The sequence below is a fragment of the Bacillus sp. 179-C3.3 HS genome, assembly GCF_047229225.1.
Lineage (GTDB): Bacteria > Bacillota > Bacilli > Bacillales > Bacillaceae > Bacillus.
In genome coordinates, this window is sequence record NZ_JBFEFT010000029.1 from 17,693 (window position 1) to 42,775 (window position 25,083).

General features: G+C 39.0%; 28 protein-coding genes. 20 read left to right on the forward strand and 8 right to left on the reverse strand.

What is annotated here, in order from left to right:
* Nucleotides 1-235: 235 nt before the first annotated feature.
* Nucleotides 236-382, reverse strand: coding sequence for a hypothetical protein (locus AB1K80_RS15480; RefSeq protein WP_412857697.1), 147 nt, complete (start codon nucleotides 380-382; stop codon nucleotides 236-238).
* A 113-nt stretch (nucleotides 383-495) separates the two neighbouring features.
* On the opposite strand from AB1K80_RS15480, the gene glmS reads away from it, so the two are divergent.
* From glmS to AB1K80_RS15495, 3 genes are all read left to right on the forward strand, one after another.
* Nucleotides 496-2,298, forward strand: a complete 1,803-nt coding sequence (gene glmS / locus AB1K80_RS15485; protein WP_412857698.1) for a glutamine--fructose-6-phosphate transaminase (isomerizing) — start codon at nucleotides 496-498, stop codon at nucleotides 2,296-2,298.
* Nucleotides 2,299-2,421: 123 nt separating this feature from the next.
* Nucleotides 2,422-3,645 (forward strand): hypothetical protein, encoded by a 1,224-nt coding sequence (locus AB1K80_RS15490; protein ID WP_412857699.1) that lies wholly within the window; start codon nucleotides 2,422-2,424, stop codon nucleotides 3,643-3,645.
* An 18-nt stretch (nucleotides 3,646-3,663) separates the two neighbouring features.
* Nucleotides 3,664-4,104 (forward strand): transposase, encoded by a 441-nt coding sequence (locus AB1K80_RS15495; protein ID WP_412857700.1) that lies wholly within the window; start codon nucleotides 3,664-3,666, stop codon nucleotides 4,102-4,104.
* A gap of 201 nt (nucleotides 4,105-4,305) precedes the next feature.
* On the opposite strand, the gene AB1K80_RS15500 is transcribed toward AB1K80_RS15495, so the two are convergent.
* Nucleotides 4,306-4,827, reverse strand: a complete 522-nt coding sequence (locus AB1K80_RS15500) for a hypothetical protein (RefSeq protein WP_412857701.1) — start codon at nucleotides 4,825-4,827, stop codon at nucleotides 4,306-4,308.
* 514 nt (nucleotides 4,828-5,341) lie between these two features.
* Here AB1K80_RS15500 and AB1K80_RS15505 point away from each other — a divergent pair.
* The 8 genes from AB1K80_RS15505 to AB1K80_RS15540 all read left to right on the forward strand — a co-directional run bounded on the left by AB1K80_RS15505 (nucleotide 5,342) and on the right by AB1K80_RS15540 (nucleotide 10,429).
* Nucleotides 5,342-5,698, forward strand: a complete 357-nt coding sequence (locus AB1K80_RS15505) for a DUF2200 domain-containing protein (protein WP_412857703.1) — start codon at nucleotides 5,342-5,344, stop codon at nucleotides 5,696-5,698.
* A 42-nt stretch (nucleotides 5,699-5,740) separates the two neighbouring features.
* Nucleotides 5,741-6,085 carry a DUF3969 family protein gene (locus tag AB1K80_RS15510; RefSeq protein ID WP_412857704.1) on the forward strand — a complete coding sequence of 115 codons (345 nt, stop codon included), beginning with the start codon at nucleotides 5,741-5,743 and terminating at the stop codon, nucleotides 6,083-6,085.
* Between the two features lie 140 nt (nucleotides 6,086-6,225).
* Nucleotides 6,226-6,414, forward strand: coding sequence for a PLD nuclease N-terminal domain-containing protein (locus AB1K80_RS15515; RefSeq protein WP_412857705.1), 189 nt, complete (start codon nucleotides 6,226-6,228; stop codon nucleotides 6,412-6,414).
* A 22-nt stretch (nucleotides 6,415-6,436) separates the two neighbouring features.
* Nucleotides 6,437-7,348 carry an ABC transporter ATP-binding protein gene (locus AB1K80_RS15520; RefSeq protein ID WP_412857733.1) on the forward strand — a complete coding sequence of 304 codons (912 nt, stop codon included), beginning with the start codon at nucleotides 6,437-6,439 and terminating at the stop codon, nucleotides 7,346-7,348.
* Complete coding sequence (locus AB1K80_RS15525) at nucleotides 7,345-8,109, forward strand: ABC transporter permease (RefSeq protein ID WP_412857706.1); 765 nt, start codon at nucleotides 7,345-7,347, stop codon at nucleotides 8,107-8,109. The genes AB1K80_RS15520 and AB1K80_RS15525 overlap by 4 nt, the downstream gene beginning before the upstream one ends.
* A gap of 196 nt (nucleotides 8,110-8,305) precedes the next feature.
* Nucleotides 8,306-8,803, forward strand: coding sequence for a HEAT repeat domain-containing protein (locus AB1K80_RS15530; protein WP_412857708.1), 498 nt, complete (start codon nucleotides 8,306-8,308; stop codon nucleotides 8,801-8,803).
* Nucleotides 8,804-8,949: 146 nt separating this feature from the next.
* Entirely contained in the window at nucleotides 8,950-9,147 is a 198-nt protein-coding gene (locus AB1K80_RS15535) for a hypothetical protein (RefSeq protein ID WP_412857709.1), read from the forward strand.
* 154 nt (nucleotides 9,148-9,301) lie between these two features.
* Nucleotides 9,302-10,429: a DUF418 domain-containing protein gene (locus AB1K80_RS15540; protein WP_412857710.1), complete on the forward strand. Its 1,128-nt coding sequence runs from the start codon at nucleotides 9,302-9,304 to the stop codon at nucleotides 10,427-10,429.
* Between the two features lie 87 nt (nucleotides 10,430-10,516).
* Here the strand turns inward: AB1K80_RS15540 and AB1K80_RS15545 are convergent, their stop codons facing one another.
* On the reverse strand, nucleotides 10,517-10,900 hold the full coding sequence (locus AB1K80_RS15545; RefSeq protein WP_412857711.1) for a hypothetical protein: 384 nt from the start codon (nucleotides 10,898-10,900) through the stop codon (nucleotides 10,517-10,519).
* Nucleotides 10,901-12,242: 1,342 nt separating this feature from the next.
* Here AB1K80_RS15545 and AB1K80_RS15550 point away from each other — a divergent pair.
* Nucleotides 12,243-13,631, forward strand: a complete 1,389-nt coding sequence (locus AB1K80_RS15550) for an amino acid permease (protein ID WP_412857712.1) — start codon at nucleotides 12,243-12,245, stop codon at nucleotides 13,629-13,631.
* Between the two features lie 37 nt (nucleotides 13,632-13,668).
* On the opposite strand, the gene AB1K80_RS15555 is transcribed toward AB1K80_RS15550, so the two are convergent.
* From AB1K80_RS15555 to AB1K80_RS15570, 4 genes are all read right to left on the reverse strand, one after another.
* A complete protein-coding gene (locus AB1K80_RS15555) occupies nucleotides 13,669-14,550 on the reverse strand; it encodes a glycerophosphodiester phosphodiesterase (RefSeq protein WP_412857713.1) in 882 nt (293 codons plus the stop codon).
* 90 nt (nucleotides 14,551-14,640) lie between these two features.
* Nucleotides 14,641-15,975: a glycerol-3-phosphate transporter gene (glpT, locus tag AB1K80_RS15560; protein WP_412857714.1), complete on the reverse strand. Its 1,335-nt coding sequence runs from the start codon at nucleotides 15,973-15,975 to the stop codon at nucleotides 14,641-14,643.
* Between the two features lie 197 nt (nucleotides 15,976-16,172).
* Nucleotides 16,173-16,934: a SurA N-terminal domain-containing protein gene (locus tag AB1K80_RS15565; RefSeq protein ID WP_412857715.1), complete on the reverse strand. Its 762-nt coding sequence runs from the start codon at nucleotides 16,932-16,934 to the stop codon at nucleotides 16,173-16,175.
* Nucleotides 16,935-17,088: 154 nt separating this feature from the next.
* A complete protein-coding gene (locus AB1K80_RS15570) occupies nucleotides 17,089-19,152 on the reverse strand; it encodes a thioredoxin domain-containing protein (RefSeq protein ID WP_412857717.1) in 2,064 nt (687 codons plus the stop codon).
* A gap of 419 nt (nucleotides 19,153-19,571) precedes the next feature.
* Here AB1K80_RS15570 and AB1K80_RS15575 point away from each other — a divergent pair, with 419 nt between their 5' ends.
* Nucleotides 19,572-20,030, forward strand: coding sequence for a stage III sporulation protein AH (locus tag AB1K80_RS15575; protein WP_412857719.1), 459 nt, complete (start codon nucleotides 19,572-19,574; stop codon nucleotides 20,028-20,030).
* Between the two features lie 201 nt (nucleotides 20,031-20,231).
* Here the strand turns inward: AB1K80_RS15575 and AB1K80_RS15580 are convergent, their stop codons facing one another.
* A complete protein-coding gene (locus AB1K80_RS15580) occupies nucleotides 20,232-20,741 on the reverse strand; it encodes a hypothetical protein (RefSeq protein WP_412857720.1) in 510 nt (169 codons plus the stop codon).
* Nucleotides 20,742-20,899: 158 nt separating this feature from the next.
* Between AB1K80_RS15580 and AB1K80_RS15585 the strand changes: the two genes are divergently transcribed.
* From AB1K80_RS15585 to AB1K80_RS15615, 7 genes are all read left to right on the forward strand, one after another.
* Entirely contained in the window at nucleotides 20,900-21,160 is a 261-nt protein-coding gene (locus tag AB1K80_RS15585) for a metal-sensitive transcriptional regulator (RefSeq protein WP_289381127.1), read from the forward strand.
* Nucleotides 21,161-21,282: 122 nt separating this feature from the next.
* The gene (locus AB1K80_RS15590) at nucleotides 21,283-21,765 is read left to right on the forward strand and encodes a DsrE/DsrF/DrsH-like family protein (protein ID WP_412857722.1); all 483 of its coding nucleotides are present in this window, start codon (nucleotides 21,283-21,285) and stop codon (nucleotides 21,763-21,765) included.
* A gap of 14 nt (nucleotides 21,766-21,779) precedes the next feature.
* Complete coding sequence (locus tag AB1K80_RS15595) at nucleotides 21,780-22,139, forward strand: rhodanese-like domain-containing protein (protein WP_412857724.1); 360 nt, start codon at nucleotides 21,780-21,782, stop codon at nucleotides 22,137-22,139.
* Nucleotides 22,140-22,185: 46 nt separating this feature from the next.
* Nucleotides 22,186-22,767: a sulfurtransferase TusA family protein gene (locus AB1K80_RS15600; RefSeq protein ID WP_412857725.1), complete on the forward strand. Its 582-nt coding sequence runs from the start codon at nucleotides 22,186-22,188 to the stop codon at nucleotides 22,765-22,767.
* Nucleotides 22,764-23,888, forward strand: a complete 1,125-nt coding sequence (locus tag AB1K80_RS15605) for an MBL fold metallo-hydrolase (protein ID WP_412857727.1) — start codon at nucleotides 22,764-22,766, stop codon at nucleotides 23,886-23,888. The genes AB1K80_RS15600 and AB1K80_RS15605 overlap by 4 nt, the downstream gene beginning before the upstream one ends.
* A 34-nt stretch (nucleotides 23,889-23,922) precedes the next feature.
* Nucleotides 23,923-24,153 (forward strand): sulfurtransferase TusA family protein, encoded by a 231-nt coding sequence (locus tag AB1K80_RS15610; RefSeq protein WP_412857729.1) that lies wholly within the window; start codon nucleotides 23,923-23,925, stop codon nucleotides 24,151-24,153.
* A gap of 58 nt (nucleotides 24,154-24,211) precedes the next feature.
* Nucleotides 24,212-24,991: a sulfite exporter TauE/SafE family protein gene (locus tag AB1K80_RS15615; protein ID WP_412857730.1), complete on the forward strand. Its 780-nt coding sequence runs from the start codon at nucleotides 24,212-24,214 to the stop codon at nucleotides 24,989-24,991.
* The last annotated feature ends 92 nt before the right edge of the window (nucleotides 24,992-25,083 follow it).

A 25,083-nucleotide genomic window follows, 5' to 3' on the forward strand; every position in this document is an offset into this window, starting at 1 on the left:
AATGTTATATTTGAGGGCTCACGTGAGTGCCCTCATACATAGGAGAGTACAGCAAAGGTAGAACTTGACGAGCTTCATCGCATATGATGTAGGGAGGTCTCGATTTGTCAAAAGATGGGGATCACTCGCTAAATTGTGATTGACGGTGGTCAGACCTTATAGTACAATCATCCTTGTGTTACTGAATGATGATTCTACTAGGAAAGGCAGGGTAGAGATTCAGAAACCATTATAATTATAGCGCCCGAACTAAGCCCGGACGACAGTTGCTTAGTTGACGAGGATGGAGGTTATCGAATTTTCGGCGGATGCCTCCCGGCTGATCAAAAGAGATCACAGCCGCAAGTGTTTCTTTAAACCAAAGAGGTGACTCTTTGTACAAAGGGAATACACATGATCTCCCAAAATAAACATGTAGAGAGGGACGGAGAAATGTCCCTTCTATTTTAGTAGGCTTTCTTTGTCCCTTTCACATGATCGGGAGGAAGAATATTTATGTGTGGAATCGTAGGTTATATTGGTCAGAATGATGCGAAGGAAATCTTATTAAAAGGTTTAGAGAAGCTTGAGTACCGCGGATATGACTCAGCAGGTATCGCTGTGGCAAACGAAGAAGGCGTGCATGTGTTCAAAGAAAAAGGACGCATCGCTGAGCTTCGTGAGGTTGTTGATGCAAACGTGGCATCGACAGCAGGAATCGGACATACACGCTGGGCAACACATGGTGTACCAAGCCATCTAAATGCACATCCGCATCAAAGTGCTTCTGGCCGCTTTACGCTTGTTCATAACGGTGTGATCGAGAACTATGTACAGATGACACGCGAATATTTACAAGACGTCACACTAAAAAGCGACACAGATACAGAGGTTGTTGTTCAAGTCATCGAACAATTTGTGAACAGAGGTCTTGATACAGAGGAAGCTTTCCGTCAAACGCTTCTTCAACTAAAAGGCTCTTACGCAATTGCTCTTTTCGATAACGAAAACAAAGAAACAATCTATGTGGCGAAAAACAAAAGCCCATTATTGGTTGGTTTCGGAGAAGATTTCAACGTTGTCGCTTCTGACGCAATGGCGATGCTTCAAGTAACAAACGAATATGCGGAATTAATGGATAAAGAAATGGTCATTGTCACAAAAGACGAGGTTATCATTAAAAACCTTGACGGTGATATCATGACACGTCCTTCTTATATCGCTGAGCTAGATGCAAGCGACATCGAGAAAGGCACATATCCTCACTACATGTTAAAAGAAACGGATGAGCAGCCGCTTGTCATGCGCAAAATCATCCAAGAATATCAAGACGAAAACGGCAAGCTGTCAGTCGCTGGCGATATCGCAAGCGCAGTAGCAGAAGCAGACCGCATTTACATCGTGGCTTGTGGAACGAGCTACCATGCAGGACTTGTTGGTAAACAATATATTGAAGACTGGGCGAAAGTACCTGTAGAAGTGCATGTGGCAAGTGAATTCTCTTACAACATGCCGCTTTTATCGAAAAAGCCGTTGTTCATCTTTCTTTCTCAATCTGGGGAGACTGCTGACAGCCGTGCTGTACTTGTTCAAGTCAAAGAACTTGGTCACAAAGCATTAACGATCACGAACGTGCCAGGCTCAACGCTATCACGTGAAGCAGACTTTACATTGCTTCTTCATGCAGGTCCGGAAATTGCAGTAGCTTCAACAAAAGCGTACACAGCCCAAATCGCTGTTCTTTCAATTCTTGCATCGGTTGCAGCAGAATTAAATGGCCAATCTCTTGGGTTTGACCTTGTGAAAGAACTTGGAATTGTGGCAAACGCAATGGAAGCCCTTGTCGATCAAAAGGATGAAATGGAACAAATCGCTCGTGACTTCTTCACAGTGACACGTAACGCATTCTTTATCGGAAGAGGACTTGACTACTATGTATGCCTTGAAGGCTCATTGAAGCTAAAAGAGATCTCTTACATCCAAGCAGAAGGGTTTGCTGGCGGAGAACTCAAACACGGCACCATTGCTTTAATTGAAGAAGGCACACCGGTTATTGCCCTTGCAACGCAAGAGCACGTGAATCTAAGCATTCGCGGGAACGTTAAAGAAGTTGTTGCACGTGGTGCAAACCCATGTGTCATCTCACTGAAAGGCCTAGAAGACGAAGGCGACCGTTTCGTCCTTCCAGCTGTACACCCAGCACTTGCACCACTTGCGTCTGTTGTCCCATTACAGTTGATTTCTTACTATGCTGCGCTTCACCGCGGTTGTGATGTGGATAAACCACGTAACCTTGCGAAGAGTGTGACGGTGGAGTAGGGTTTAAATTAAATCGGATTTTTTATGTTTGCGAATAATAAAGTTGTTTAAATATGGAAGTTTTACATCCGTTCACTTATAATTATAAGCGAACGGATGTTTTTGTTCTAGGAGGAATTTTCAATGAAATTATCAATTGATAATTTAAATTTTAGTAACTTAGATAAAAAATTAAGCCATCTATCTAAAGAACAAATTGTAGAATTAATAGCAGCATATTATGATGGAGGGAAAATTAAGGATCTTTTGTCAGAATATGAAATAAAAACAACCGCATCAAATCTAGTAAAAGTATTTCCTGCTGTATTAAATGGTGAGTATTGTATAAAATGTGAATCGCCTATTGTTATGCATCTAGAATCTAGATCTTACTCTAATTACTTTAATAATCAACAGAGATATTGTTGTAATTGTGGACATCAAGAAACAACTTTTTGTAGATGCAAATTTTGTAAAAAGGAAAGAATGGAAGCAAAAAGATTAGAGGAAGAGCGCCAAAAAAAGTTAATAGAGAAGAAAAGACAATTATTATGTGATCATTATGAAGAAGATAATTGGGAGATGGTTTTAGAGACAGATTTGAGCTTAGAAGATAGACTTTATTTAGCGGTTATATTACGAGGCGCTCTTTCAGAAGATACAAGTTATATTGAACCTCTAGAAAACATTGAGGGGAAAATCGCACCTACAACAGAATATGAGAGAGAAATAATAAAGACATTAACAGGTAGAAACATTCTAGTTCCTAGCTTGCAATCAAAAGTAGATGACTTTGAAATAGAGTTTGTATCAGAAGATGAAAAACAATATAAACTTGCTTACTATATCTATAAAGTTCATTATCGTTTGAATGTCATGCCAGAAGATGACGACTACGATGCTATGATTAAGAGATTAATGTATCCTCATTTGAACAATGAAGAAGGTTTTAAAGATTTTTGTTACGAGAGTTGGAGACAAGTTGCACTGAATGAATGCTTACAGTATTTGTTATATCAAATGCATAAGGTGGGCTATACGTTTAATCCTGGAGAGAAGACAATAAAAGTTTTTGAGGAGCTTTTAGAACATTTTTCAGTCTCACAGATTTATAGCGTTATTTATCGATCAGTTGCTAACAGCACTCAAAGATATCAAGCTAGAGAAATCACAAAAATTCATGCTCAGAATTCAGTCATAGCTTCATGCGAAAGTTATGGTCAACGAGCAATAGCACAGGGATGGAAATTAACTCACTATGCACGTTTAAGAGATTTACCGGAGACGTATATTAGCAATGTTTTATTTACATCAATTATGCAAATAGCAGAACTGGGTTTTTCAGAAAAACCTACGCCAGATTTCTAAATGAAATGAGGTGACTATATGGCTAAACGTCAAATAGGTTGGACTGAAGCGAAAATCTCTCGATACATTAAGGAAGGTAAAGGGCAAGCTGAACTTGCTCTTTATAAGCCTTGGTTAACTCTTCAAGATGTACCATCTAGCGGACGTGTTCATCGTTTTATAGGGTGGAAAACATCACGTGAGCATCATTTATTATCAGATTTAGAATTTAACTACCATTGCTTCTATGATTGGGCAGACAACGTAATAGATATTCGTGAGCAATTCCCTTTAGATCGAGAAGTAACATTACAAATAGCTGACGACTTAGGTATAAAACATCCTCTCGATAATAAAACAAATACCAATATCGTTATGACGATAATTCGGATTTTGCCGGGACTTGCTTGTCCTACGCCTGGCGTTGTGAAGTGGCTGGTTTGGATGTCACAAAGGACGTGGGGGGTGAACTGTTTTTAATAGTGATTTTTATGGAAAAGTAAATAAAATATGGAAAATTAGAATTTATACATTATTAGGGTCCAGTTTTTTTTGCCTGATATGCCCCACTCCCTAGCCTAATAAGGGTTTTATGTAAGAAATCTATGTAGTAAAAAAACAGAAGAGACTTAACTCTTCTGTTCTTAATGATTTTATTTAGCATGGCAATATTACAATTATTTATTCTTTTAGTTGTTTTAAAGCTTTATAATCTTGAACGAAAGACGAATAGGAACTTTCTTCAGAAAAAGTAAATTGATTATTGACGATAAATTCCCCAAACGCTAAGAATCCCTCTCTTATTACTTTTGAATACTCATCTTTAGAAATTGTATTTGACATTTGATTTTCTTTTAATGCTGCATTATTCATACAAAATTTAAATCCTGAGTGATTGGTTAATATCTTAATCTCATATAAGGAATCTAATATTGATATATCATACTCATGATGACCAGGTGTTAATATAGGTTCAACTAATGTTTGCCATGTAAATAACAAATCGGTTGTTTCCATGTTTTCGGTTAGGATCAATTCAGAGTTATATTCTAATCTGATTGCACCTTCTAGATAATCATGTTCATTTTCATTTAAAGTTTGATTCACTAAATCAGCAGATCTTGGATGATCAAATCGTAAAAAAGTAGGGTTGTTACCTTTGTGGATATTTATATCTTTAACCAAAGTTTCAATCTTTAGCATTTTACCACCTCATTAAACTGGATATGCTGACTTTTCATACCCATCTTTCTCTATACTTACTTTACATATAGTCTACATTATCAGATTTCCTAACACAGGAAGATCAAAAAAATGAAAACAAATGAAAGGAGTTAGTCCCCATGCCTTGGAATACGATGATCGCTGTTGGTTTATTTGTTGTGGTACCTGTAGTCATTATTGCAGCAGTCGTTTACTTTATTAAAAAAAAGAACACTAAAACTTGAGCCGTATTCATATGAGCGGCTTTTTTGTATGCAGATAAATCAAAAGATTTAGTACAACAAGAGCCTCAAAGAGATGATTACACGATGTATGACGAACCATTTGTCCAGAACAGGCCTATAGTGCCCCACTGCCTTTGTGATAAAAGTGTGTTTACCTCCATATGTGTTAAAATACAATTTTGGTGTGAAAATAAAAAGGATTAGGCATGATATAAAGGAGCAAGTCAAGGATCATAAAAATACTCTAATGAAGAAAGTGAGAAGAGCATATGACCAAACATAAAATTTACACGATGAGTTTTGTAAAAGTCTATCCTCACTATATAGCAAAGGCTGAGAAAAAAGGTCGGACGAAAGAGGAAGTCGATACGATCATTCGATGGTTGACAGGGTATAGCCAAGATGAGTTGCAAAAACAGTTGGATAAGGAAACTGACATTGAAACTTTTTTTGCTGAGGCTCCTCAGCTTCATCCGTCTCGTCACCTGATCAAGGGAGTGATCTGTGGTGTGCGAGTAGAAGATATTGAAGAAGAAACAATGCAGAACATTCGATATATGGATAAGTTAATTGATGAGTTAGCTAGAGGGAAAGCGATGGAAAAGATTTTGCGAGCATCTTCATGAAGTTGCGTCAAGAATAGTGAAAGGTGTGCGATGTTAGGATAAATGATTCAATTTACTATCAACCATACAACCAACGAGTCATTAGATAAAATAGTAGCGATGCAAATATTAGGTGTCATGACTGCTTTAAAAGAGGGTCTTATCACGATTGAAGAGGCGGAAAAGGTTATATTTAGCCCTCGTCATATGGATCTTTTTAAGGCAAATGGTGGATCAGAGGAATTACTCAATCTAATCCATTTAGGCACTGAACTAGAGGATGTTGAGAGTGTCATCCCACATGAACTTGAAGCCAGTATAGAGGAAATATACGTCCTATGTATTCGCTTTTTAAAAAAGAGAACGGAATGTAAAATAGAAGAACATGTTTTCAAGCCTAGTGAATGAACTTCACTAGGCTTTTTTCATGCCCTTATAGTTCATTCGATTGATAAAAATAAAATCTTTTTTGAACGGATTCACCCTTTGTGTCGTCAAAAGAAGTGATATGACAAATAAACATCATTTTATGAAAAGGAGTGGTGAGGATGGATATCAAGCTATTATTACCTCTTATTTTGTTACAAGTCATTTTAATGGCAATTGCTTTACTGGATTTATTCAAAAGAGACTCATCAAGAATTAGAGGTGAAGTGAAGTGGGGGTGGGCATTGGTGATCGTGTTTGTAGCGAGCGCCGGGCCACTTATGTACTTGATTTTTGGACGTAAACAATAGAAAAGGGGGAGTTAAATTGAACATGCTGGAGTGTCATGAGCTGACAAAAACATATGGTTCGCGTGAAATTTTGAAAAATGTCTCTTTTTCAGTTGGGGAAGTTGGTTGTGTGGGCTTTTTAGGAGCCAATGGCGCAGGGAAGACGACAACAATTCGTATTCTGACAGGGCTTGCACGTCCTACATCTGGAGTCGTGAAGGTAGCTGGGTTAGATGTCACCCAGGACATGAATCGAATTAGCCATGTGATTGGGTATTGTCCTCAGAATCCTGCCTTTTATCAGGATATGACGGGACAGGAATGGATGCATTGGGTTGGGGGATTATTTCAATTAGATAAAAAAACGATTCGTTCTAAAACGGAGGAGCTGTTAAAGCTGTGTCACATTTATGAGGCGAAGGATCGTTCCATTGGGAGCTATAGTGGAGGAATGAAGCAGAGGCTGGCTATTGCACAAGCACTCATCAACAGCCCGAAGGTTCTCATTTTAGATGAACCTGTATCCGCACTTGATCCAATGGGAAGAAAAGACGTCCTGACCTTGATTGAACGTTTAAAGGATCAAATGTTGATCTTTATGTCGACGCATATCTTGGATGACATTGAACGGGTGGCGGATCATATTATCATGATCAAAAATGGAGAAATATATATGTCTTCTTCCATGAAGCAAATTCAAAAAGATTATGTTCAGCCAGTGATCGAATTTCAATTAGAAAAAAAGAGTGCTGAATTAGTGACCATGTTAAATGGGCTTGATTGGGTGGAGGAATGCATAGATACGGGGGAGACTTACCAAGTGCGAGTAAGTGATAAACGAGCGGCATTAAAAGAGTTACCGGGACTGATCACGTCTACTGGTGGCATTCTATTACATTACCAATTGTCTAAACTAACACTTGAAGATATCTTCTTAAAGGTGGTGAACGCATGATGATGTTCAAAAAAGAATTCAGGGAATTATTCACAAGTTATAAGATCTTATTTGTTCCAATTATTTTTACGATTTTAATGATTACACAGCCAATTACGTTGAAAATGTTACCGGATTTATTATCATCTTCGGCCAATTTACCAGAAGGATCTACGTTTTATATACCAGAGCCTAGTGCGGGGGAGGCTTTAGCGAGTGCGTTAAGTAAATTTGATTCGATGGGTGTTTTTATTCTCATCATGATTGTCATGGGTACGATTGCTGGCGAACGAGCCTCTGGCGTGATTTCAATGATCATGGTGAAACCGATCAGTCGAACGAGCTATTATATTTCGAAAATATGTGCCTATGCCTGTCTCACCATATTCAGTCTGGTTGTGGCAGTGCTAGCCTCTGTTTATTATGTTGACATTCAATTTGGACAATTGGATTGGCTTGATGTGTTAAAAGGAACACTTCTTTATTCCCCGAATTTATTACTGATCGTGGTGTCGACAATTAGTGCATCAGCATTCTTTAAGCGATCAGTGACGGCAGGCGGTGTTTCCCTATTAATTAACCTGTTTCTCTTTACAGTTCCTCAGTTTTTCGAAAATTCACTGGGAAAGTATGCACCGAAAGGAATGACAAGTGCAGCAGAAGAAATGATCTATAAAGGAACACTATCAGATCATGCACTTACAAGTTTACTCGGTGTAACAAGCTTGATTATTCTCTTTTTCTTTATAGGATTGCTTCTTTTTAGAAAACAAGAATTATAGTATCAATGTACCCTTTGGATCTGTGAATCTAAAGGGTATTTCTATGCTTCTTTTTAAAGTATCTATATTGAATTCTTCGTGTATACATCATATGGTAATATTAGGGTGAATGAAAGGGCCTAAGAATATCTCTGTAGGCAAAGATGGATTGCCTAGCGATTATGTGTGACTCATTAAAAAGGGAGCTGATTGTGTCATGAAACGAGAAGATAAACTGTCTCAATCCGTTCAACAATTAGTCAATGCAAATGAAGAGACGGTACTTCAAGCGATGGAGGAATTGAAAAAGTCGGGGAAAGATGCCGTACCAGTCCTTGTAGAAGCTTTAAAAGAAGAGGGACCTTCACGAAATATTGCAGCAGCTGTTTTAGGGGAGTTTGGCGAGGATGCACAAGGCGCAGCAGAGCGACTTGCACAGCTACTTGAAAGTGAAGAGGAAGAAACGAGAATGGCGGCTGCAATCTCTCTCATGAGGATTGGCCAGCCAAGTTTACCTTTTCTCATTCCTCTAGCTAAACGTCAAGGTGCTACTTGTTTTTGGGCATCATGGTGTATCTCCTGGATTGACCCATCAAAAATTGAACAAAACATGTACGAGTGTATGAAACAGGAACGACAACAACCTTCGGGGAACGTCGCACAATCCGCAGCAAAAGAGGCATTAAAGAAAATCGTGGCTTTTAAATTAGGTTGATGGAAGCGCAAAGCCTCACATGGATGGGGCTTCCTTTAGTCGGAAAGCGAATTTCGGAAAATGATAAAAAATAAATAATCATGACGCTAATGATGTATAAGTATAATCTATATCAAGACAGGATGATGGTAAGGAGGTCCATATTGTTGTTTAAGTCGAATAAACAATTAAAACGAGATGTTGTTTTTTATGCAGGTGTAGGAGCTGTTATTTTGGTGATCCTCATGTTGGACCTACTGCCTCTATCAGCAAAATGGGAATTCTCCCTTATTTTCTTCGGATTGGGCATATCGTTTTATTTGAAGTTCTTGCTATGGAAAGAAGAAAAAGAAAAACAAGAATGAAGAGGTTTAAGCCTAGAAATGTCTATTCTGGGCTTTTATTAAATTTACCTTAAAACACATCTTTCTGACAGGGCATATGAACCATTTTTTTAAAAGTGTGGTAGGATAAATATGCTTTATTTTTATATTTTTATTTTTCGAAGGAGTTGTCGTGTTGAAGGGATCGAGGGTCGAGCTAATTGATAGTTTGCGTGGTTTTAGTTTATTAGGAATTTTGATCGTGAATATGCTAAGTTTCCAATATGATTATGATTTTGAAGCAATGTATCATTCTAACATATGGGGACAGGGATTCGGGGCATATGTAACCGAAATTCTGTTCCAAGGTTCGTTTTATCCAATTTTTTCATTTTTGTTTGGCTATTCTTTTATCAAGTTGATTGAGTCAACGCAGGCAAAGGGATTAAATACGAATGCCATTGTCATTCGTCGGGGATTTGGTTTGATTTTGCTAGGGATGCTTCATTTTATATTTGTTTGGAATGGAGATATCCTTCTTTATTATGGCGCTTGTATGTTCTTCTTAATGATATTTATGCGAAGCAAGATCAAAACAATGCTCATATGGGCAGGATCATTAGGTGCAGTGTCTTTAGTGGTCATGCCTTTTATGACGAAATTGGCTGTAGGAAATGCTGCATTGCTAACGGATGTGTATGCGACCGGTACTTATTGGGATATAGTATTGGGCCGGATTACAATTGAAGACGATATGGTCATTGTCACCGTGATTTTGGCCATTATGAGTATTGTGTCGTTGCCATTATTAGGCTTCATTTTTGGTACTGTTATGGCGGGTCCATTTGCGTTACTTGGCATGGCCATTGCCAAACGAGGGCATTTGACAGAAGAAGATCGAGGCATGGCTTACCGCAGAGGCTGGGTTTGGGTGATTTTACTTGGGTTGACGCTAAAATGTGCGACGTTCATTGATGCCCCTTGGAGCGGAAATGTGGTCACGTTAGGCGCTTATGTGCTGTCAATTGGTTATATTCAAGCCTTTATCGTCTTCTACTATTCAAAAGCAGCTCAAGGACTTAAACGTCTGTTTGCAGGGCTTGGTCGTTTATCTCTATCTAACTATTTGGCACAATCGATCATCTGTACAACTATTTTCTATTCTTATGGACTCGGTTTATTTGGTCAAATGGGTACGATGTTCGGATTGTTGATTGCTGTTTGTCTATATACAGCACAGTTATTGATCAGTTATTTCTATTTGAAAAAGTGGAGAAGAGGACCTGTGGAATGGCTCATGGGGAAATGGGTGTATTGGAAGTAATATGTTTTGTTTTTAAACATTTTACCATGACACTTTTGGAAATTTCTCATCAGCGTTTTAATATTGGTACTCTAAAAAACACCCTTACTATGGTTTAGTAAGGGTGTTTTTAATAAAAGGTAATATGAGACTCATGATAAAAGCAGAAATAAACGCACTGATTGTGAGAAAAGGGAAATTAAGTTGAAATGTTAGGATTAAACTAATGGAAACAGATGTTAAGAGCGCGACCATAAAGATTTTCAGTTTTGGTTTTAAACTGAAATAACCAACAATATAATATAAAATAAAATAGAGCAGAACCGTAATGGCTGGTATATAGAGTAATAGTAAAAAGACATACATGAAAATTTCATTAAAATCATGTCGATCTACTCTTCCTATCGCGATAAATCTTGCTATAAAGAGGATACTAAGAAATATGGTGTAAAAAATAATAAATCCATATACAGAACGTTTTACAATTAACATAAAATCCCCTCTCACCCTCTTTGTACATCATATCCCAATTTTCCGTTTTTTACATCTCTTATTAAAGATTGCTTGTAAAACAGTAATGTGTTGGTGCAAAATCCATATATGATGTATACAAAATAAACTTCTACAATCAAGATTATTTTTCGGAAGGATTTATTAAATAATTTCATAAAATGCATGTTTTTATAAATCCCTAGAAATAAGAAGGTATTTAAGAAGTAAATTAGATTGTTTAAATCTACTATATTCTTTTAATTATCTATTGAAAAGAGTGGGGAATAAAAGTTGGTATATACAATATAGGTTTTTAAAACTGAAATCAAAAAAGGGATAATGTATATTGATTACCATTTTTTGAAGTGGTAACCTTTTGGTAGAGGGGGATAAAAGGGGAGAATTTTAATGGTAAAGAGTACAAAGAGTGAGACAAAATGACTTAATCATCATTGTGTTGTTGTTTATTTCAGCTTTAATTGAATGGTATATAACACCAAGGATATTTGAGGTGAACATATGAATAATCGTGTATTAAACATACTAACCAATATATTGCTTGTTTTAGCTGTAATTTTATTGTTGAGTTTAGATAACAAGGTGATTGGAATCATTCCAATACTAATAGCAATCTTTATTTTCTCTTTTCAATTTTTATTGACAATTAGAAATAAAATGATAAGAATAGTTTTTATTTCTTTTCAAAGCATACTCTTAGTACTAATCATTTATTTTGTGATTAAACAAATGTTATAGGAGTCAAAACTATGATATATTTACTGGCCATCATGATAAGCTATTTTTTATTTTATGTCAGTGACTATTTAAAATGTTAAAGAAAAGAAAGGCATCTTTCTCAAAAGCGGTCGGTTTTTGTGTAGCTTATTGGACTATTCAAATTGCAGGTGCCATCATTTCTAAAATGATGTTGAGTATTTAATGAGAAAAATACTGTTTTTAAAAATACGTATTTAGTACATTATGTTTAATGGATTAAATACGTGTTTTTTTGTAATTTAAATTTCTCTAACGTTCCATTAAGAGCGAAAGAGGTTTCGATAGTTTTATTTCATGATAACTTTATGAAGGTTAAGCAAATGAATTCGAATATATTTAATTACCAATACGGCAACCGCAAGAAGGATTTTTTTATATAAGAATAGAAAAATTGAAGGCATTCTTTTTTCTGATTATTAAGATAATAGTGTTTTCCTCAAAAAAACAATTGTTTTTTATAGGTAGATTTATTATGATAATATACATCAAAAGATTGATGTTTCATAATCAGAATGAACATTCTGTTTTTTTATTTTATGTTGTTTGTTGATGAGGGGGAAGAAAAGTGGCTCAACAGGAATTAAAGAGAGGGTTAAGTGCTCGGCATATTCAAATGATTGCACTTGGCGGAACTATTGGTGTTGGCTTGTTTATGGGATCGGCAAAAACGATTCAATGGACGGGGCCGTCGGTTCTACTAGCGTACGCGGTGTGTGGGGTTTTTATCTTTTTTATTATGCGTGCGATGGGGGAAATGTTATATCTTGAACCGAGTACAGGATCATTTGCTACATTTGGGCACAAATATATTCATCCGCTTGCGGGGTATATGACTGCTTGGAGTAACTGGTTCCAGTGGGTCATTGTAGGGATGGCTGAAATTATTGCTGTCGGGACTTATATGAAGTATTGGTTCCCTGAATTACCGGCTTGGATTCCAGGTCTCATAGCGATGATTATTTTAGGTGCGGCGAATTTGATTTCGGTCAAGTCGTTTGGGGAATTTGAATTCTGGTTTGCTATGATTAAGATCGTGACCATTATTTTAATGATTATTGCGGGTTTAGGCATTATTTTCTTTGGGTTTGGAAATGGTGGAACAGCCATCGGTTTGTCTAATCTTTGGGAACATGGCGGGTTCTTTACAAATGGAATAACTGGATTCCTGTTTGCGTTGTCTCTTGTCATTGCCGCCTATCAGGGAGTAGAGCTGATAGGGATTACAGCGGGTGAGGCACAAAATCCGCAAAAAACATTGACGAGTGCAATCAATAGTATCATCTGGCGTATTTTGATTTTCTACATCGGGGCGATCTTTGTTATTGTGACTGTGTATCCATGGGATCAGCTAAATAGCCTTGGCAGTCCATTTGTGGCTACGTTTGCGAAAATTGGTATTACTGCTGCGGCAGGTATTATTAACTTTGTTGTGATTACAGCTGCTATGTCAGGCTGTAACAGTGGTATTTTCAGTGCAGGCCGTATGCTTTATACATTAGGTGTCAACGGACAGGCGCCAGCTTTCTTTACAAAAATCTCGAAAAATGGTGTGCCGTATTTTGGTACATTTGCTGTGCTGATTGGTTTGGCGATTGGGGTTGTCTTGAATTATGTATCCCCTCCAAATATTTTCGTGTATGTGTACAGTGCGAGCGTACTTCCAGGCATGGTGCCTTGGTTTGTTATTTTAATTAGTCATATTCGCTTTAGAAAGGCAAAGGGTGCAGAACTTGACAAGCATCCGTTTAAGATGCCATTGGCGCCATTTTCTAATTATATAACAATTGGTTTCTTACTGATGGTTCTTGTGTTCATGATTATCAACCAAGATACGCGTATTTCTCTCATTGTGGCAATCGGGTTCTTGATTTTAGTCGTGCTGAGCTTTTATGTATTTGGTATTGGAAAGCGAAAACCGATCCAAACAGAATCAACTGAACATACAGTGGAATAATAGAAAGCCTTGCGGATGAACCGCAAGGCTTTTGTTGTTAGATTGAAGCTTTTACACGCTGAAACACATCTGGAAAATTGGTGAATAGACCAGTAATCCCGTATTGTAGCAGGCGCGTCATGTCGGCTTCGTTGTTTACTGTATATGGATGGAGGAGGAGTCCGTGGCTTCTTACTTGTTTCACGTTCTCAGGCGTTAGTGCTCTAAAGTTTGGTCCGACACCTACCGCGTATGTTGTGATATATTGCAGTTCTTTGTCAGTTATGGACGTCATTTGATCTCTGTCTAATAACTGGACTTTCGGAACATGTGGGGCTATTTGCTGTAGTTTTAATAGGCTATCTTGGCTGAAGGATTGGATGATGACCTGCCCTTTTTTAGTATGTTTCCCGAGAAGATGATGTTTTTTTAAAGTAGCCAGCAGCTTTTCTTCCATTTGAGGGTAAAGGTCTGGTTTTTTTGTTTCAATATAATAATTGACTCGTTTGCCGAAATGGCGGAGGACTTCATCTAGTGTCAGCACGCGTTGTCCGATATAGTTGGCATTCTGTTTGTCGGGATAGGTTTTGTTAAACCATGTGCCGGCATCCAGTTGTTTGATCTCCGCAAGTGTGAGATCTTTGATCCAGCCAGTTCCGTTTGTGGTTCTATCAACGGTTTCGTCGTGCATGACGATCAGGTGTCCATCTTTCGTCATTTGAAGGTCGAGTTCGATGTAATCTACGTTCATCTTAGTGGCGAGTTGATAGGCAGCCAGGGTATGCTCTGGTGCATACCCTGATGCTCCGCGGTGTGCAACGGTTAGAATACGATCTGGAGATAAAAGATTTCCGTGTGCCGAGATGGTGGTGGGCACCCATGCAAAAGACAGCAAAGCAAAAGAGAGCAGCAAGAAAGCAAGTAATCTACTTTTCTTCATATTTCATCCTCCTTTTGGTAACTGCCTCCATCATAAAAAATAGATGTAAAGAGCATATTGGGCGGATATGAATCTTTTATGTGATTTTCATTAAGCTTGCTCGATCTCCTTGCCTGTATTCCATGTCATGGCAAGGAATACAATTGCAAGCACACAAGAACCAACGAGTAATATGAAGCCTCCTGTCCAGTCATAGTGATCGACGACTACGCCCATCATGGCATTGGCAAAGGCAGATCCACCAATATAGCCGAAGAAGCCTGTGAGTCCCGCAGCAGTGCCGGCGGCCTTTTTAGGAGCGAGATCTATGGCTTGCAGTCCAATCAGCATGACAGGGCCGTAAATTAAAAAGCCGATGCTGATGAGGGCAATGTTATCAATCATTGGATTGCCCGCTGGGTTTAGCCAATACACAAGAACCGCTATCAAGACACCGACCATAAAGATCACACCTGCAGGCGCGCGGCGACTTCTAAAGAAGCGATCACTGATCCATCCGCATAACAAGGTGCCTGGTATGCCCGCATACTCATAAAGGAAATAAGACCAGCGTGAATTCTCTGGTGAAAAGCCTTTTGCTTCTGTTAAATAGGTAGGTGCCCAGTCTACAACGCCATAACGAACGAAATAAACAAAGACGTTGGCAATGGCGATATACCAAAGAAATTTATTGTTGAGTACATATTTAAATAAAATCTCTTTTACCGTTAATTCTTTTTCTTGATCTTCATATTGTTGAGCCGGATAGTCATGTCGGTATTCTTCAATTGGTGGAAGCCCAGCGGATTGTGGGGTGTCCCGCACAAGCAGAATGATGACAAGAGAAACAATAATAGCAATGATGGCAGGGAAGAAAAAGATACTTTTCCAAGTGGCAAATAGGACAATGCCTAAAGTGACGAGCGGTGCAAGCACTCCCCCTCCGATATTGTGAGCGACATTCCAGATTGACATCTTCGTTCCACGTTCACTGATTGAAAACCAGTGCGCCATCGTGCGTCCGCATGGCGGCCATCCCATTCCTTGAAACCATCCATTTAAAAACATGAATAAGAACATGATCCATACACTGGATGTCACCCATGGAAAGGAGACAAATAGGATATTGATCATGGCTGATAGAAAGAGTCCAGTCGCTAAAAAATACCTCGGGTTACAGCGGTCCGAGATCATGCCCATGATGAATTTACTAAAGCCATAAGCGATGGAAACGGCCGCTAGGACAAAGCCTAATTCACTTTTGGTAAACCCTTCTTCTTGTAGGTAAGGAATAGCAAAGGCAAAGTTTTTGCGTAGTAAATAGTAGCCCGCATATCCGATAAAGATTCCTAAAAAGACTTGCAGGCGCAACCGTTTATAGGTTTCGTCTGTTTTGGCATCATCGAGCCTATCGATATGCGGAGCCGGTTTAAACCACTTCAACATATAGATCCTCCTTTTGTAGATATGAAGAAAAAGGTTGAGATCTGTTCATGATCTTGTACTTTTTCAACGAAAGATATAAATTGATAGCGCTTTCTTGTACTCCTATCATATCGGCTGGAAGAGGTGTTTATGATGAGGCTTTTGTCATTATTTTGGAAAAACAAGACATGAAAAAAATCCGCACAATGGCGGATTCCTCATGAGATAGAAACTTTAATTTTTGCAGATTTCTTGAGCTTTTCAATTTCTGTTTGGATGAACTGTTGTTTTTCCTGAAGTTCTAGTTGTTTTTTGATTTGAGATTTGATGTCTTTGTAATCGGGTGCTTTTTGTTTCTGTTTTTTCATTTGGTCAGCGTATTGATCATAGTATGCTTTGACATCCTGTTCAGATACTGAAGGTGCTTTGATTTCTTTATCGACATATTGGCTATATTTGATGCTATCGGCAATATCACCTTTTAGCTGATTGATTGTCAGACCACTCTTTTTAAGGGCTTCTTCAAATTGTGCGTTGTCTTTGAATTGTTTCTTTTCTTCAGCTAGCTGTTTGTCTACTTGCTTGTCAGAGGCCTTGAAGCCTTTCTTCTCAGCATCTTGCAGGATCAATTGTTGACCTACAAGCGCATCAATGGTTTGTTTCTTGACTTGCTTTGCCCCTTCTTTAGAAGTTGGGTCTTGTCCTGCTTGCTGAAATTGACCTTGAATCGTTGATAATGCGCTATTATATTCACTGCCAGTGATTTTATCTTTGTTGACGGTGGCTACGATCTTTTGATCATCTATTTTTTGTGCGTCTAACTTCTTTTGCATGTCTTTTAATTGCTTTTGCTGCTCTTTTTCATCCGCCTGCGTTGTCTCGTTGTTTTTGGCAGAATCCTGCTTCGCATCATTTGATGTGCAAGCTACTAATCCAATCGATAACAGACAAGCGGTGAGTGAAAATGCGATCTTTTTCATGCTATCTTATCCCCTTTCGGTATGAGAACATCTAGTGCGGATTCTAACCGTTTTAAAGGAAAAATAAAACCGTATCGTTGAATTGTTAGCGAATTGACAATTCTTTTACTTGTTTGTTCATATTTTGTCTTCTCTCGGTCATCATATGACAAACTCAAGATGGAAACAGTTGTGCAATTGCTTCATCTACATTGGTGATAGGCTGGCGGCAGGTAAAGTTTTCACAAATATAGACGGTGGTCTTATTGTTGATTGTTTTGTAATCTTTTACAAATGGTGCTAGATGGTGAAGATCTGCTCCTGATTCAGCGGTCAGGATCACATCAAATGGCATCGAGTGCTTCCGTATCGTCTGTAAAAGTCTCTCTTTCTGAGGATCCCCTTTTTTTCCAAGAATGATGATTTCTCGCTTGGTGGCATATTGATATAAATATCCTTGTAAGAAGGCTGTATGACCGCTTGGATAGGAAGAAACATCGACGTAAAAGGCTTTGAACATGTTCTCTAGTTTCTCGATCCAGTCCTGCCTTCCAATCATCCTGGACAAAATAAGCAGCTGTTTTAGTGCTGTGCTGTTACCAGAAGGCATAGCACCGTCATATACTTCTTTTTCACGAACGATCAGCGCTTCAGCATCAGATCCAGAGAAGAAAAAGCCCCCTTTTTCCTCATCCCAGAATAAATCAAACATGTTCTCAGCAATGGTCTTTGCCTTTTCAAGGTACATGAATTCAAAGGTAGCTTCATATAAAGACAGGTAAGCTGACAGCATATGTGCATAATCCTCGATAAACGCCAGATGCTTCACATCCCCGTCACGGTATCGAACCATCATGCGTCCATCTTTGATAAGGTGTGTTTCAAGGAAGGACATGGCTTGTTGAGCCATACTGATAGATTCCTTTAAATCAAACACACTTCCTGCTTTGGCGAGTGCAGAGATCATCAGTGCATTCCAAGACGTAAGCACTTTGTCATCAACAAGCGGTGCTGGTCGCTGTTCCCTTGCAGACAGTAATATCGATCGAGCTGATTGCAGTTTTGTCTGAAGGGTCTCTTCGTCTATTCCCAGCGATGTTTTGATGTCATCGAAAGGCGTCGAAATGGTATGGGGAATGTTCAATCCTTCAAAATTCCCCTCATCTGTGATGTGATATACGTTACAAAATAAAGCACCGAGGTCGTCACCTAAAAGAGTCATGATGTCATCTTTTGACCAGACATAATATTGTCCTTCTTTCCCTTCCGAGTCAGCATCGATTGCTGAATAGAACGAGCCGTCACTACTCATCATGTCCCTTTTGACAAATTGAATGAGGTGGTGGACAAGGTTTTTGTAATGTGGGAGCTGCGTGATCTGGAAGACTTCAGTATAGGTCTCTATCAGCAAAGCGTTATCATAGAGCATCTTTTCAAAATGAGGCACGAGCCACTTCTCATCTGTTGAATAACGAGAAAACCCTGAACCTATATGATCATATATGCCGCCATTTGCCATGCCATCTAACGTTTTCGTGACTGCATATAACGCATTTTCTTGCCCTGTCCATTCGTAATAACGCATAAGAAACGTGAGCATATGAGGGGCAGGGAATTTTGGCGCAGAGCCGAATCCACCATACAGCGTATCGAAGCTGCTCATGAGCTGGTAATAGGCTTGATGAATGACGTCTTGAGAGAGTGTTTTTTCAATCTGCCCTGCTGCTTTAATTCGTAGATTGTTTGTTGCTTTTTCCGCCAAAGACTCGATATGATCACGATCATGGTGATACGCATCAAGCAATTGAGTCAAGGCTTCAATGAAACCTGGGCGGCCATAAGCACTTCTCTTTGGAAAATATGTTCCTGCATAAAAAGGTTTTTGGTCAGGCGTAATAAACACATTGAGTGGCCAGCCGCCTTGTCCCGTCATCATCTGGCAAACGGACATATACATAGAATCAATATCCGGACGCTCCTCACGATCGACTTTGATTGAAACAAAGTGTTCATTTAAGATATCAGCGACTTCATGATCTTCAAAGGTTTCGTGAGCCATGACGTGGCACCAGTGACAAGTGGCATAGCCAATGCTCACAAGCACTGGTTTGTTTTCACGTTTGGCTTTGTCGAATGCTTCGTCTGACCATGTGTACCAGTTGACCGGATTGTAGGCATGTTGAAGGAGGTATGGGGACTTTTCGGCGACTAATTGATTGGGTATTTTTTTGTTTGACATGGGATTCCCTACTTCCATTTTTAAATTACTCTTCATTATCATTCGTCTATTTTTACTCAATTATTGGAATGGATTGATTTTGTAGATTCTGAAGACGAAGAAGACAGAGTTGAGTATTTTACGTCTTTCCTTGTTTTCACAAGAAATTCTTTGTACATCAGTATAACTTAATCATTTTAAAGTGATATTGATTATTTATAGCAGTCTGTTTCTATTATAAGTTTAATTCAAAAATCTTTTGGTATAAGGGAATTTGAATTAGTATAATTGGTTTTTCTGCAAGGAGATTCATTCAATTACTTGTTAAATCTGGTATTATAATGGCATTCCCTTTTGTATATTATTATCAATTTCATACTGCTAAAACAAGAAAATCCAATATTAAACAAAATTAAAAAGTATATGAGAAGGTGTAAAAAATGTTAATCATTGAAAAAAACCCAAAGGGTGAACAGTACTCAAAATTAATTGATTTGGCTTTCGACATTTGCGATGAGTTTCATTTAGTTTTAAGAAAAGACATGGGCTCTTTAAAATCTTTTGAGCCACTTTTAAAAAAACTCGAAAGTTCATTGAAAGAGATGAAAGAACAATCGGAATGGGCGAGCACACTTCTTGGAGACGATCAAACAGCAAAGGTTTATTATTATTACACAGATGAAAATGCAAAGAGTATTCTTTTAGAAGTTGCACAATCTTTATATGATTGGGAGCAACCAAATTTACCAGAAGATTTGTCCTTTTTTAAAAATGGGGAAGCATGGTTGATCACGTGTTCTCATGAAAATGAAAGTTATATAGATACTGAAGATCATACAGAGATACAAAGGGTATTCAATATACCAAAATTAAAAGTGCATATAGAAAATTGGGATTAGGACATATAGCTAATCAATTTTTCGTCTTTTCATATAAAAGTAAGGGGACTAAAAAATGGTTTCCTTACTTTTATCATCTTGAATAACATTTATAATAATGTATATTCATACATTATTTGTAAATGATATAAAAAACATAATGATTAGCCGTTCTGCCAAGAGGAAAGTTAGTCATGTGATAAATTGCTTTATCCCATCAACTTACTTCTTCACCAACACATATTGCTTGTCTTCTAACTCAAACATGTGAATGAGTTCGTCTATCTTTTTAAAATATATATGTTTTCCAAAGCGCATTTGAGCTAGGTCAATTACAGTGTCTAATCGGTCATCTTTTTCTTTCGATTCCTCATCGTTTAAACAAGAGTAGATTTCGATGGTGTCCCCTTTTGACAGATGTTTTTCAATGAAAAGAAACAGGGGGCGTAGGGACAGGATGATCTCTAGTTGATAAATATAGGGATGTGTCAATTTGTCTCTAACTGCCGCTTCGTAGTGGGGATCTGGTTTATCAATGTAGATGCCGTTGAAGTCTTCTTCGGTTTCATATACTTCTATCAGCTGATCCCCTTTTTGATATTTTTCCCCTTTCAATTGAACGTAATTACTCATGTTGGGATTGAGTTCAGAGATAGGTTTGTATGTTGGGTTTTGTCCAAAGCTACCAAGTGGAAGCTCCTTGTTTGCGGCAATATAATGATATAAGGTCATGTGACTTCTCCTTTTTCTAAAGAAATGTTCTCTTCTTTTTATCAATGATTGGATGAATATGCAATTAATTTCAGTTTTAAATGAATGATCATGATTGACTAAATACCTCTAAGGGTATATTATCTGATCATAGGATGAATAGAAAGGAGTGTTTGTACGTGGAGTATAATCAACAGATGAAGAACCGTCTTCGTCGAATTGAGGGACAGATTAAAGGTGTTCTTGCCATGATGGAGCAAGGGAAGGATTGCCGTGAAGTTGTAACACAGCTATCTGCATCACGCAATGCGATTGATCGAGCGATGGGTGTCATTGTGAGTACAAACCTTGAGCAATGTGTCCGCGAAAGTCTTGAACAAGGCAAGGATACAGAGAATCTTGTGAAAGAAGCGGTCGAACTTTTGGTGAAAAGCAGGTAAAAATTTCATCGACCCATGGGGTTGACGATTTTTTTTACTTGTTATAATATACCCTTACCGGTATATGTATATATTTTTGTTTCTTATATACCCCCTAGGGTAATAAAATAAGGAGGATTACAATGGACGAACAAAAGAAACGAACGACGATCGTTTTATTTAGTGGAGATTATGATAAAGCGATGGCGGCTTATATTATTGCAAATGGTGCAGCTGCTTATGATCATGAGGTGACAATTTTTCATACCTTTTGGGGATTGAATGCATTGCGTAAGGAAGAAATGGTACCAGTGAAGAAAGGCTTTTTGGAAAAAATGTTTGGACGCATGATGCCTCAAGGCGCTGATCGAATGGGGCTGTCCAAAATGAATTTCGCAGGAATGGGGCCAAAGATGATCAAGCATGTCATCAAAAAGCACCATGCGATGACTTTGCCGCAGCTCATTGATATGGCGAAGGAGCAGAATATCAACCTTGTTGCATGTACGATGACGATGGATCTTTTAGGATTACAGGAGAGTGAATTATTAACTGACATTCAATATGCCGGTGTGGCCGCTTACTTAGCTGACGCTGAAATCGGCAATGTGAATTTATTTATCTAATGAGGTGATGACATATGATTCAAACGGTTTTGTTGATCATCGTGATCAGTTTGGTTGTGAGCCGATTTCTTCCTGTACGAGGCGTGAAACAAGTCGATGCAGCGGACGTGAAATTAAATCTGAACAATGCACAACAGTTGATTGATGTACGTTCTCCTGCAGAGTTTCAAACAGGCCATATGAAGGGGTTCCGAAATATCCCTTTGTCTCATTTAAGGGAACAATCTCATCAGCTTCAGAAGAACAAAGAAGTATATGTCATGTGTCAAAGTGGCATGAGGAGCATGCAGGCAGCAAAAATATTGAAGAAGCAAGGCTTTACTCAGATTACAAATATCAAGGGTGGTATGAACGCTTGGCGTACAAGGGCTTAATATGGCCATAAATATACCCCTACCCCTATATAAAGGAGGACATGACATGCAGCAACCTACTAAGGTTTTAGACGCAAAAGGGCTTGCGTGCCCAATGCCAATTGTCAAAACGAAAAAGCAAATGAATGAACTAACATCAGGTGATGTTTTAGAAATTCAAGCAACAGATAGAGGGTCAAAGGCCGATCTTGAGGCTTGGGCGAAAAGCGCTGGTCACGAATTTTTAGGAACAGAAGTAGAGGGAAATGTGTTGCGCCATTATATACGTAAGGGCGGCTTCAAAGAGGAGGAAGACCAATCCATGATATCAGAAATGTCATTGCACACATTCCAACAGAAGGTAGAAGAAGATGATCTGGATTTATTTATTTTAGATGTAAGAGAGCTAGATGAATATGAGGGGGGACACATCCCTGGAGCTGTTCATATTCCGCTTGGTGAGATTGAGCACCGTGCTGAAGAATTGAATAGAGAGACGCTCATTTACGTCATTTGTCATTCGGGCAGAAGAAGTGAATTGGCGGCACAAAAATTAAAAGAAAAAGGATTTCATCAATTGATCAATGTAGTGCCAGGTATGAATAGCTGGACAGGAAAGATTGAGAAAAAAGGAGCTGAATCATCATGACTGTCAAAGCAATGACTGCCAAGCAATTAACGAAAAAGATCATGGATAAAGAGCCGCTCTTTTTATTAGATGTAAGGCATGAAGAAGCTTTTCAAGATTGGAAGATTGAAGGAGAATCCATTGATGTGATCAATGTGCCATACTTTGAATTGCTTGAAGGGGTTGAAGGAATTCTACAAAGCGTGCCGAGTGACAGAGAAGTGTTGGTCGTTTGTGCCAAAGAGGGTTCTTCTGTGATGGTAGCAGAGATGCTTTCAGAGGCGGGGAGAGATGTCCATTATTTAGAGGGTGGCATGAAGGCGTGGAGTGAGCACCTAGAGCCAGTGAAGATTGGTGAAGTGGCTGGAGGAGAGATGTACCAATTTGTTCGTATAGGGAAGGGCTGCCTCTCTTATATGATGATCTCAAATGGGGAAGCGGCAATTGTCGATCCATCTAGAATGACGAATGTGTATATTGATTTTGCTGAAAAGCATGGCGTGACAGTCAAGCATGTGTTTGATACACATCTTCATGCTGATCATATATCAGGCGGGAAAGAGTTGGCTGAACAGACTGGTGCGGTCTATTGGTTGCCATCGAAGGATGCCGAAGACGTCGTATTTCAATATGAACGCCTAGAAGAGGGACGGAGAGTCTCAATTGGAGAGACGAATCTTGATATTCATCCGCTTTATTCACCAGGCCATACCATCGGTTCCACATCCTTTATCGTTGACGATCAATATCTTTTGACAGGCGATATTTTATTCGTTGATTCCATCGGAAGACCTGATCTAGCTGGGATGGCGGAGGATTGGGTAGGTGATTTAAGAGAAACACTCTATGAACGGTATACAGCGCTTTCGGAAGATTTAATCGTTCTTCCAGCGCATTTCATGATCATGGAAGAGGTCAATGAGGACGGAAGTGTTTGGCGGAAGTTAGGGACGCTTCTGAAAGAAAATCATGGGCTGAACATCGAAGATGAAGCCGTTTTTAGACGAATGGTGACGGAGGATCTACCTGCACAGCCCAATGCTTATCAAGATATTCGGCAAACCAATATGGGGAAGCTGAATCCAGATGAAGAACAGCAGCGAGAGATGGAAATTGGTCCAAACCGTTGTGCGATTCGATGAAATTCCATAAAATAAAGAAAAGAGGGACGATCAAATGACATCAGATCACATATTAGACGTAAAGGGGCTTGCATGCCCAATGCCGATTGTACGAACAAAGAAAAAGATGGATGACTTGGCGGAAGGTCAAGTATTAGAAATACATGCAACAGATAAAGGGGCTCAAGCTGACTTAGCGGCATGGGCTAAGTCAAGCGGGCATGAACTGATCGCACAGACAAATGAAGGAAATGTGCTGAAGTTCTGGATGAGAAAAGGGTCCTAAAGGGGGAAGGGGTATCTGTGAGAGAGCCCCTTTTTCTTTTGTAAAGGAGGAGACCAGCGTGGACATAGCGTTTTTGCTAACATTATTCATCATTGGAATGGTTGGTGCCTTCTTATCTGGTATGGTGGGGATTGGGGGTTCTGTTATCAATTACCCTATGCTGCTTTATATTCCGTCACTTGTCGGTGTCATGTCATTATCAGCACACGAAGTGTCGGGAATAGGGGCTATTCAAGTGCTAAGTTCCACACTTGGTGGTGTATTGGCATACCGAAAAGGCGGCTTTCTTCATCGCTCATTGATTCTGTATATGGGCAGCAGCATTTTGGTGGGAAGTTTATTAGGCAGCTATTTATCTCACTTCATGCCAGAGAAAGGAATGAACATCGTCTATGGACTACTTGCCATTGTAGCCGTCATCCTCATGTTGATCCCGAAAAAAGGGCAGCAACGATCTGAAGGAACAGGAGAGGTAACCTTTCATAAAGGATGGGCTACTGGTATCGCCTTTATCATTGGAGGCGTCTCTGGTGTATTAGGCGCAGGCGGAGCGTTTATTCTAGTGCCAGTGATGTTGTCTATCTTAAAAATTCCTGTAAGAGTGACGATTGCATCATCTCTTGCGATTACGTTTCTTTCTGCAATTGGGGCTTCGACTGGAAAAATACTGACGGGTCAAGTGATGCTCCTTCCGGCTGTTGTGTTAATCGTAGCAAGCTTGATTGCTGCTCCTATTGGGGCGAAAGTCGGTCAGAAAATGAATGCTGTTTACTTACAATGGATACTAGCCGCGATGATCGCAGCGACAGCGATTAAAATTTGGCTGGATTTATTATAAAAAAAGACCAACTCCCTAGACTAACCTAGTCAAATGGGACATAAAAAAACACCCTTCTAGTGATACACTTAAACAAAGTGTTAATTAGGAGG

What these genes read in the sequence shown, in the direction of transcription:
- AB1K80_RS15530 (WP_412857708.1), top strand. Translation starts at nt 8,306, where the DNA reads ATGAAACGAGAAGATAAACTGTCTCAATCCGTTCAACAATTAGTCAAT.
- AB1K80_RS15605 (WP_412857727.1), top strand. Translation starts at nt 22,764, where the DNA reads ATGACTGTCAAAGCAATGACTGCCAAGCAATTAACGAAAAAGATCATG.
- AB1K80_RS15600 (WP_412857725.1), top strand. Translation starts at nt 22,186, where the DNA reads ATGCAGCAACCTACTAAGGTTTTAGACGCAAAAGGGCTTGCGTGCCCA.
- AB1K80_RS15490 (WP_412857699.1), top strand. Translation starts at nt 2,422, where the DNA reads ATGAAATTATCAATTGATAATTTAAATTTTAGTAACTTAGATAAAAAA.
- glmS (WP_412857698.1), top strand. Translation starts at nt 496, where the DNA reads ATGTGTGGAATCGTAGGTTATATTGGTCAGAATGATGCGAAGGAAATC.
- AB1K80_RS15545 (WP_412857711.1), bottom strand. Translation starts at nt 10,900, where the DNA reads ATGTTAATTGTAAAACGTTCTGTATATGGATTTATTATTTTTTACACC.
- AB1K80_RS15500 (WP_412857701.1), bottom strand. Translation starts at nt 4,827, where the DNA reads ATGCTAAAGATTGAAACTTTGGTTAAAGATATAAATATCCACAAAGGT.
- AB1K80_RS15505 (WP_412857703.1), top strand. Translation starts at nt 5,342, where the DNA reads ATGACCAAACATAAAATTTACACGATGAGTTTTGTAAAAGTCTATCCT.
- AB1K80_RS15575 (WP_412857719.1), top strand. Translation starts at nt 19,572, where the DNA reads ATGTTAATCATTGAAAAAAACCCAAAGGGTGAACAGTACTCAAAATTA.
- AB1K80_RS15525 (WP_412857706.1), top strand. Translation starts at nt 7,345, where the DNA reads ATGATGATGTTCAAAAAAGAATTCAGGGAATTATTCACAAGTTATAAG.
- AB1K80_RS15495 (WP_412857700.1), top strand. Translation starts at nt 3,664, where the DNA reads ATGGCTAAACGTCAAATAGGTTGGACTGAAGCGAAAATCTCTCGATAC.
- AB1K80_RS15580 (WP_412857720.1), bottom strand. Translation starts at nt 20,741, where the DNA reads ATGACCTTATATCATTATATTGCCGCAAACAAGGAGCTTCCACTTGGT.
- AB1K80_RS15520 (WP_412857733.1), top strand. Translation starts at nt 6,437, where the DNA reads ATGCTGGAGTGTCATGAGCTGACAAAAACATATGGTTCGCGTGAAATT.
- glpT (WP_412857714.1), bottom strand. Translation starts at nt 15,975, where the DNA reads ATGTTGAAGTGGTTTAAACCGGCTCCGCATATCGATAGGCTCGATGAT.
- AB1K80_RS15595 (WP_412857724.1), top strand. Translation starts at nt 21,780, where the DNA reads ATGATTCAAACGGTTTTGTTGATCATCGTGATCAGTTTGGTTGTGAGC.
- AB1K80_RS15565 (WP_412857715.1), bottom strand. Translation starts at nt 16,934, where the DNA reads ATGAAAAAGATCGCATTTTCACTCACCGCTTGTCTGTTATCGATTGGA.
- AB1K80_RS15590 (WP_412857722.1), top strand. Translation starts at nt 21,283, where the DNA reads ATGGACGAACAAAAGAAACGAACGACGATCGTTTTATTTAGTGGAGAT.
- AB1K80_RS15515 (WP_412857705.1), top strand. Translation starts at nt 6,226, where the DNA reads ATGGATATCAAGCTATTATTACCTCTTATTTTGTTACAAGTCATTTTA.
- AB1K80_RS15570 (WP_412857717.1), bottom strand. Translation starts at nt 19,152, where the DNA reads ATGTCAAACAAAAAAATACCCAATCAATTAGTCGCCGAAAAGTCCCCA.
- AB1K80_RS15610 (WP_412857729.1), top strand. Translation starts at nt 23,923, where the DNA reads ATGACATCAGATCACATATTAGACGTAAAGGGGCTTGCATGCCCAATG.
- AB1K80_RS15555 (WP_412857713.1), bottom strand. Translation starts at nt 14,550, where the DNA reads ATGAAGAAAAGTAGATTACTTGCTTTCTTGCTGCTCTCTTTTGCTTTG.
- AB1K80_RS15510 (WP_412857704.1), top strand. Translation starts at nt 5,741, where the DNA reads ATGATTCAATTTACTATCAACCATACAACCAACGAGTCATTAGATAAA.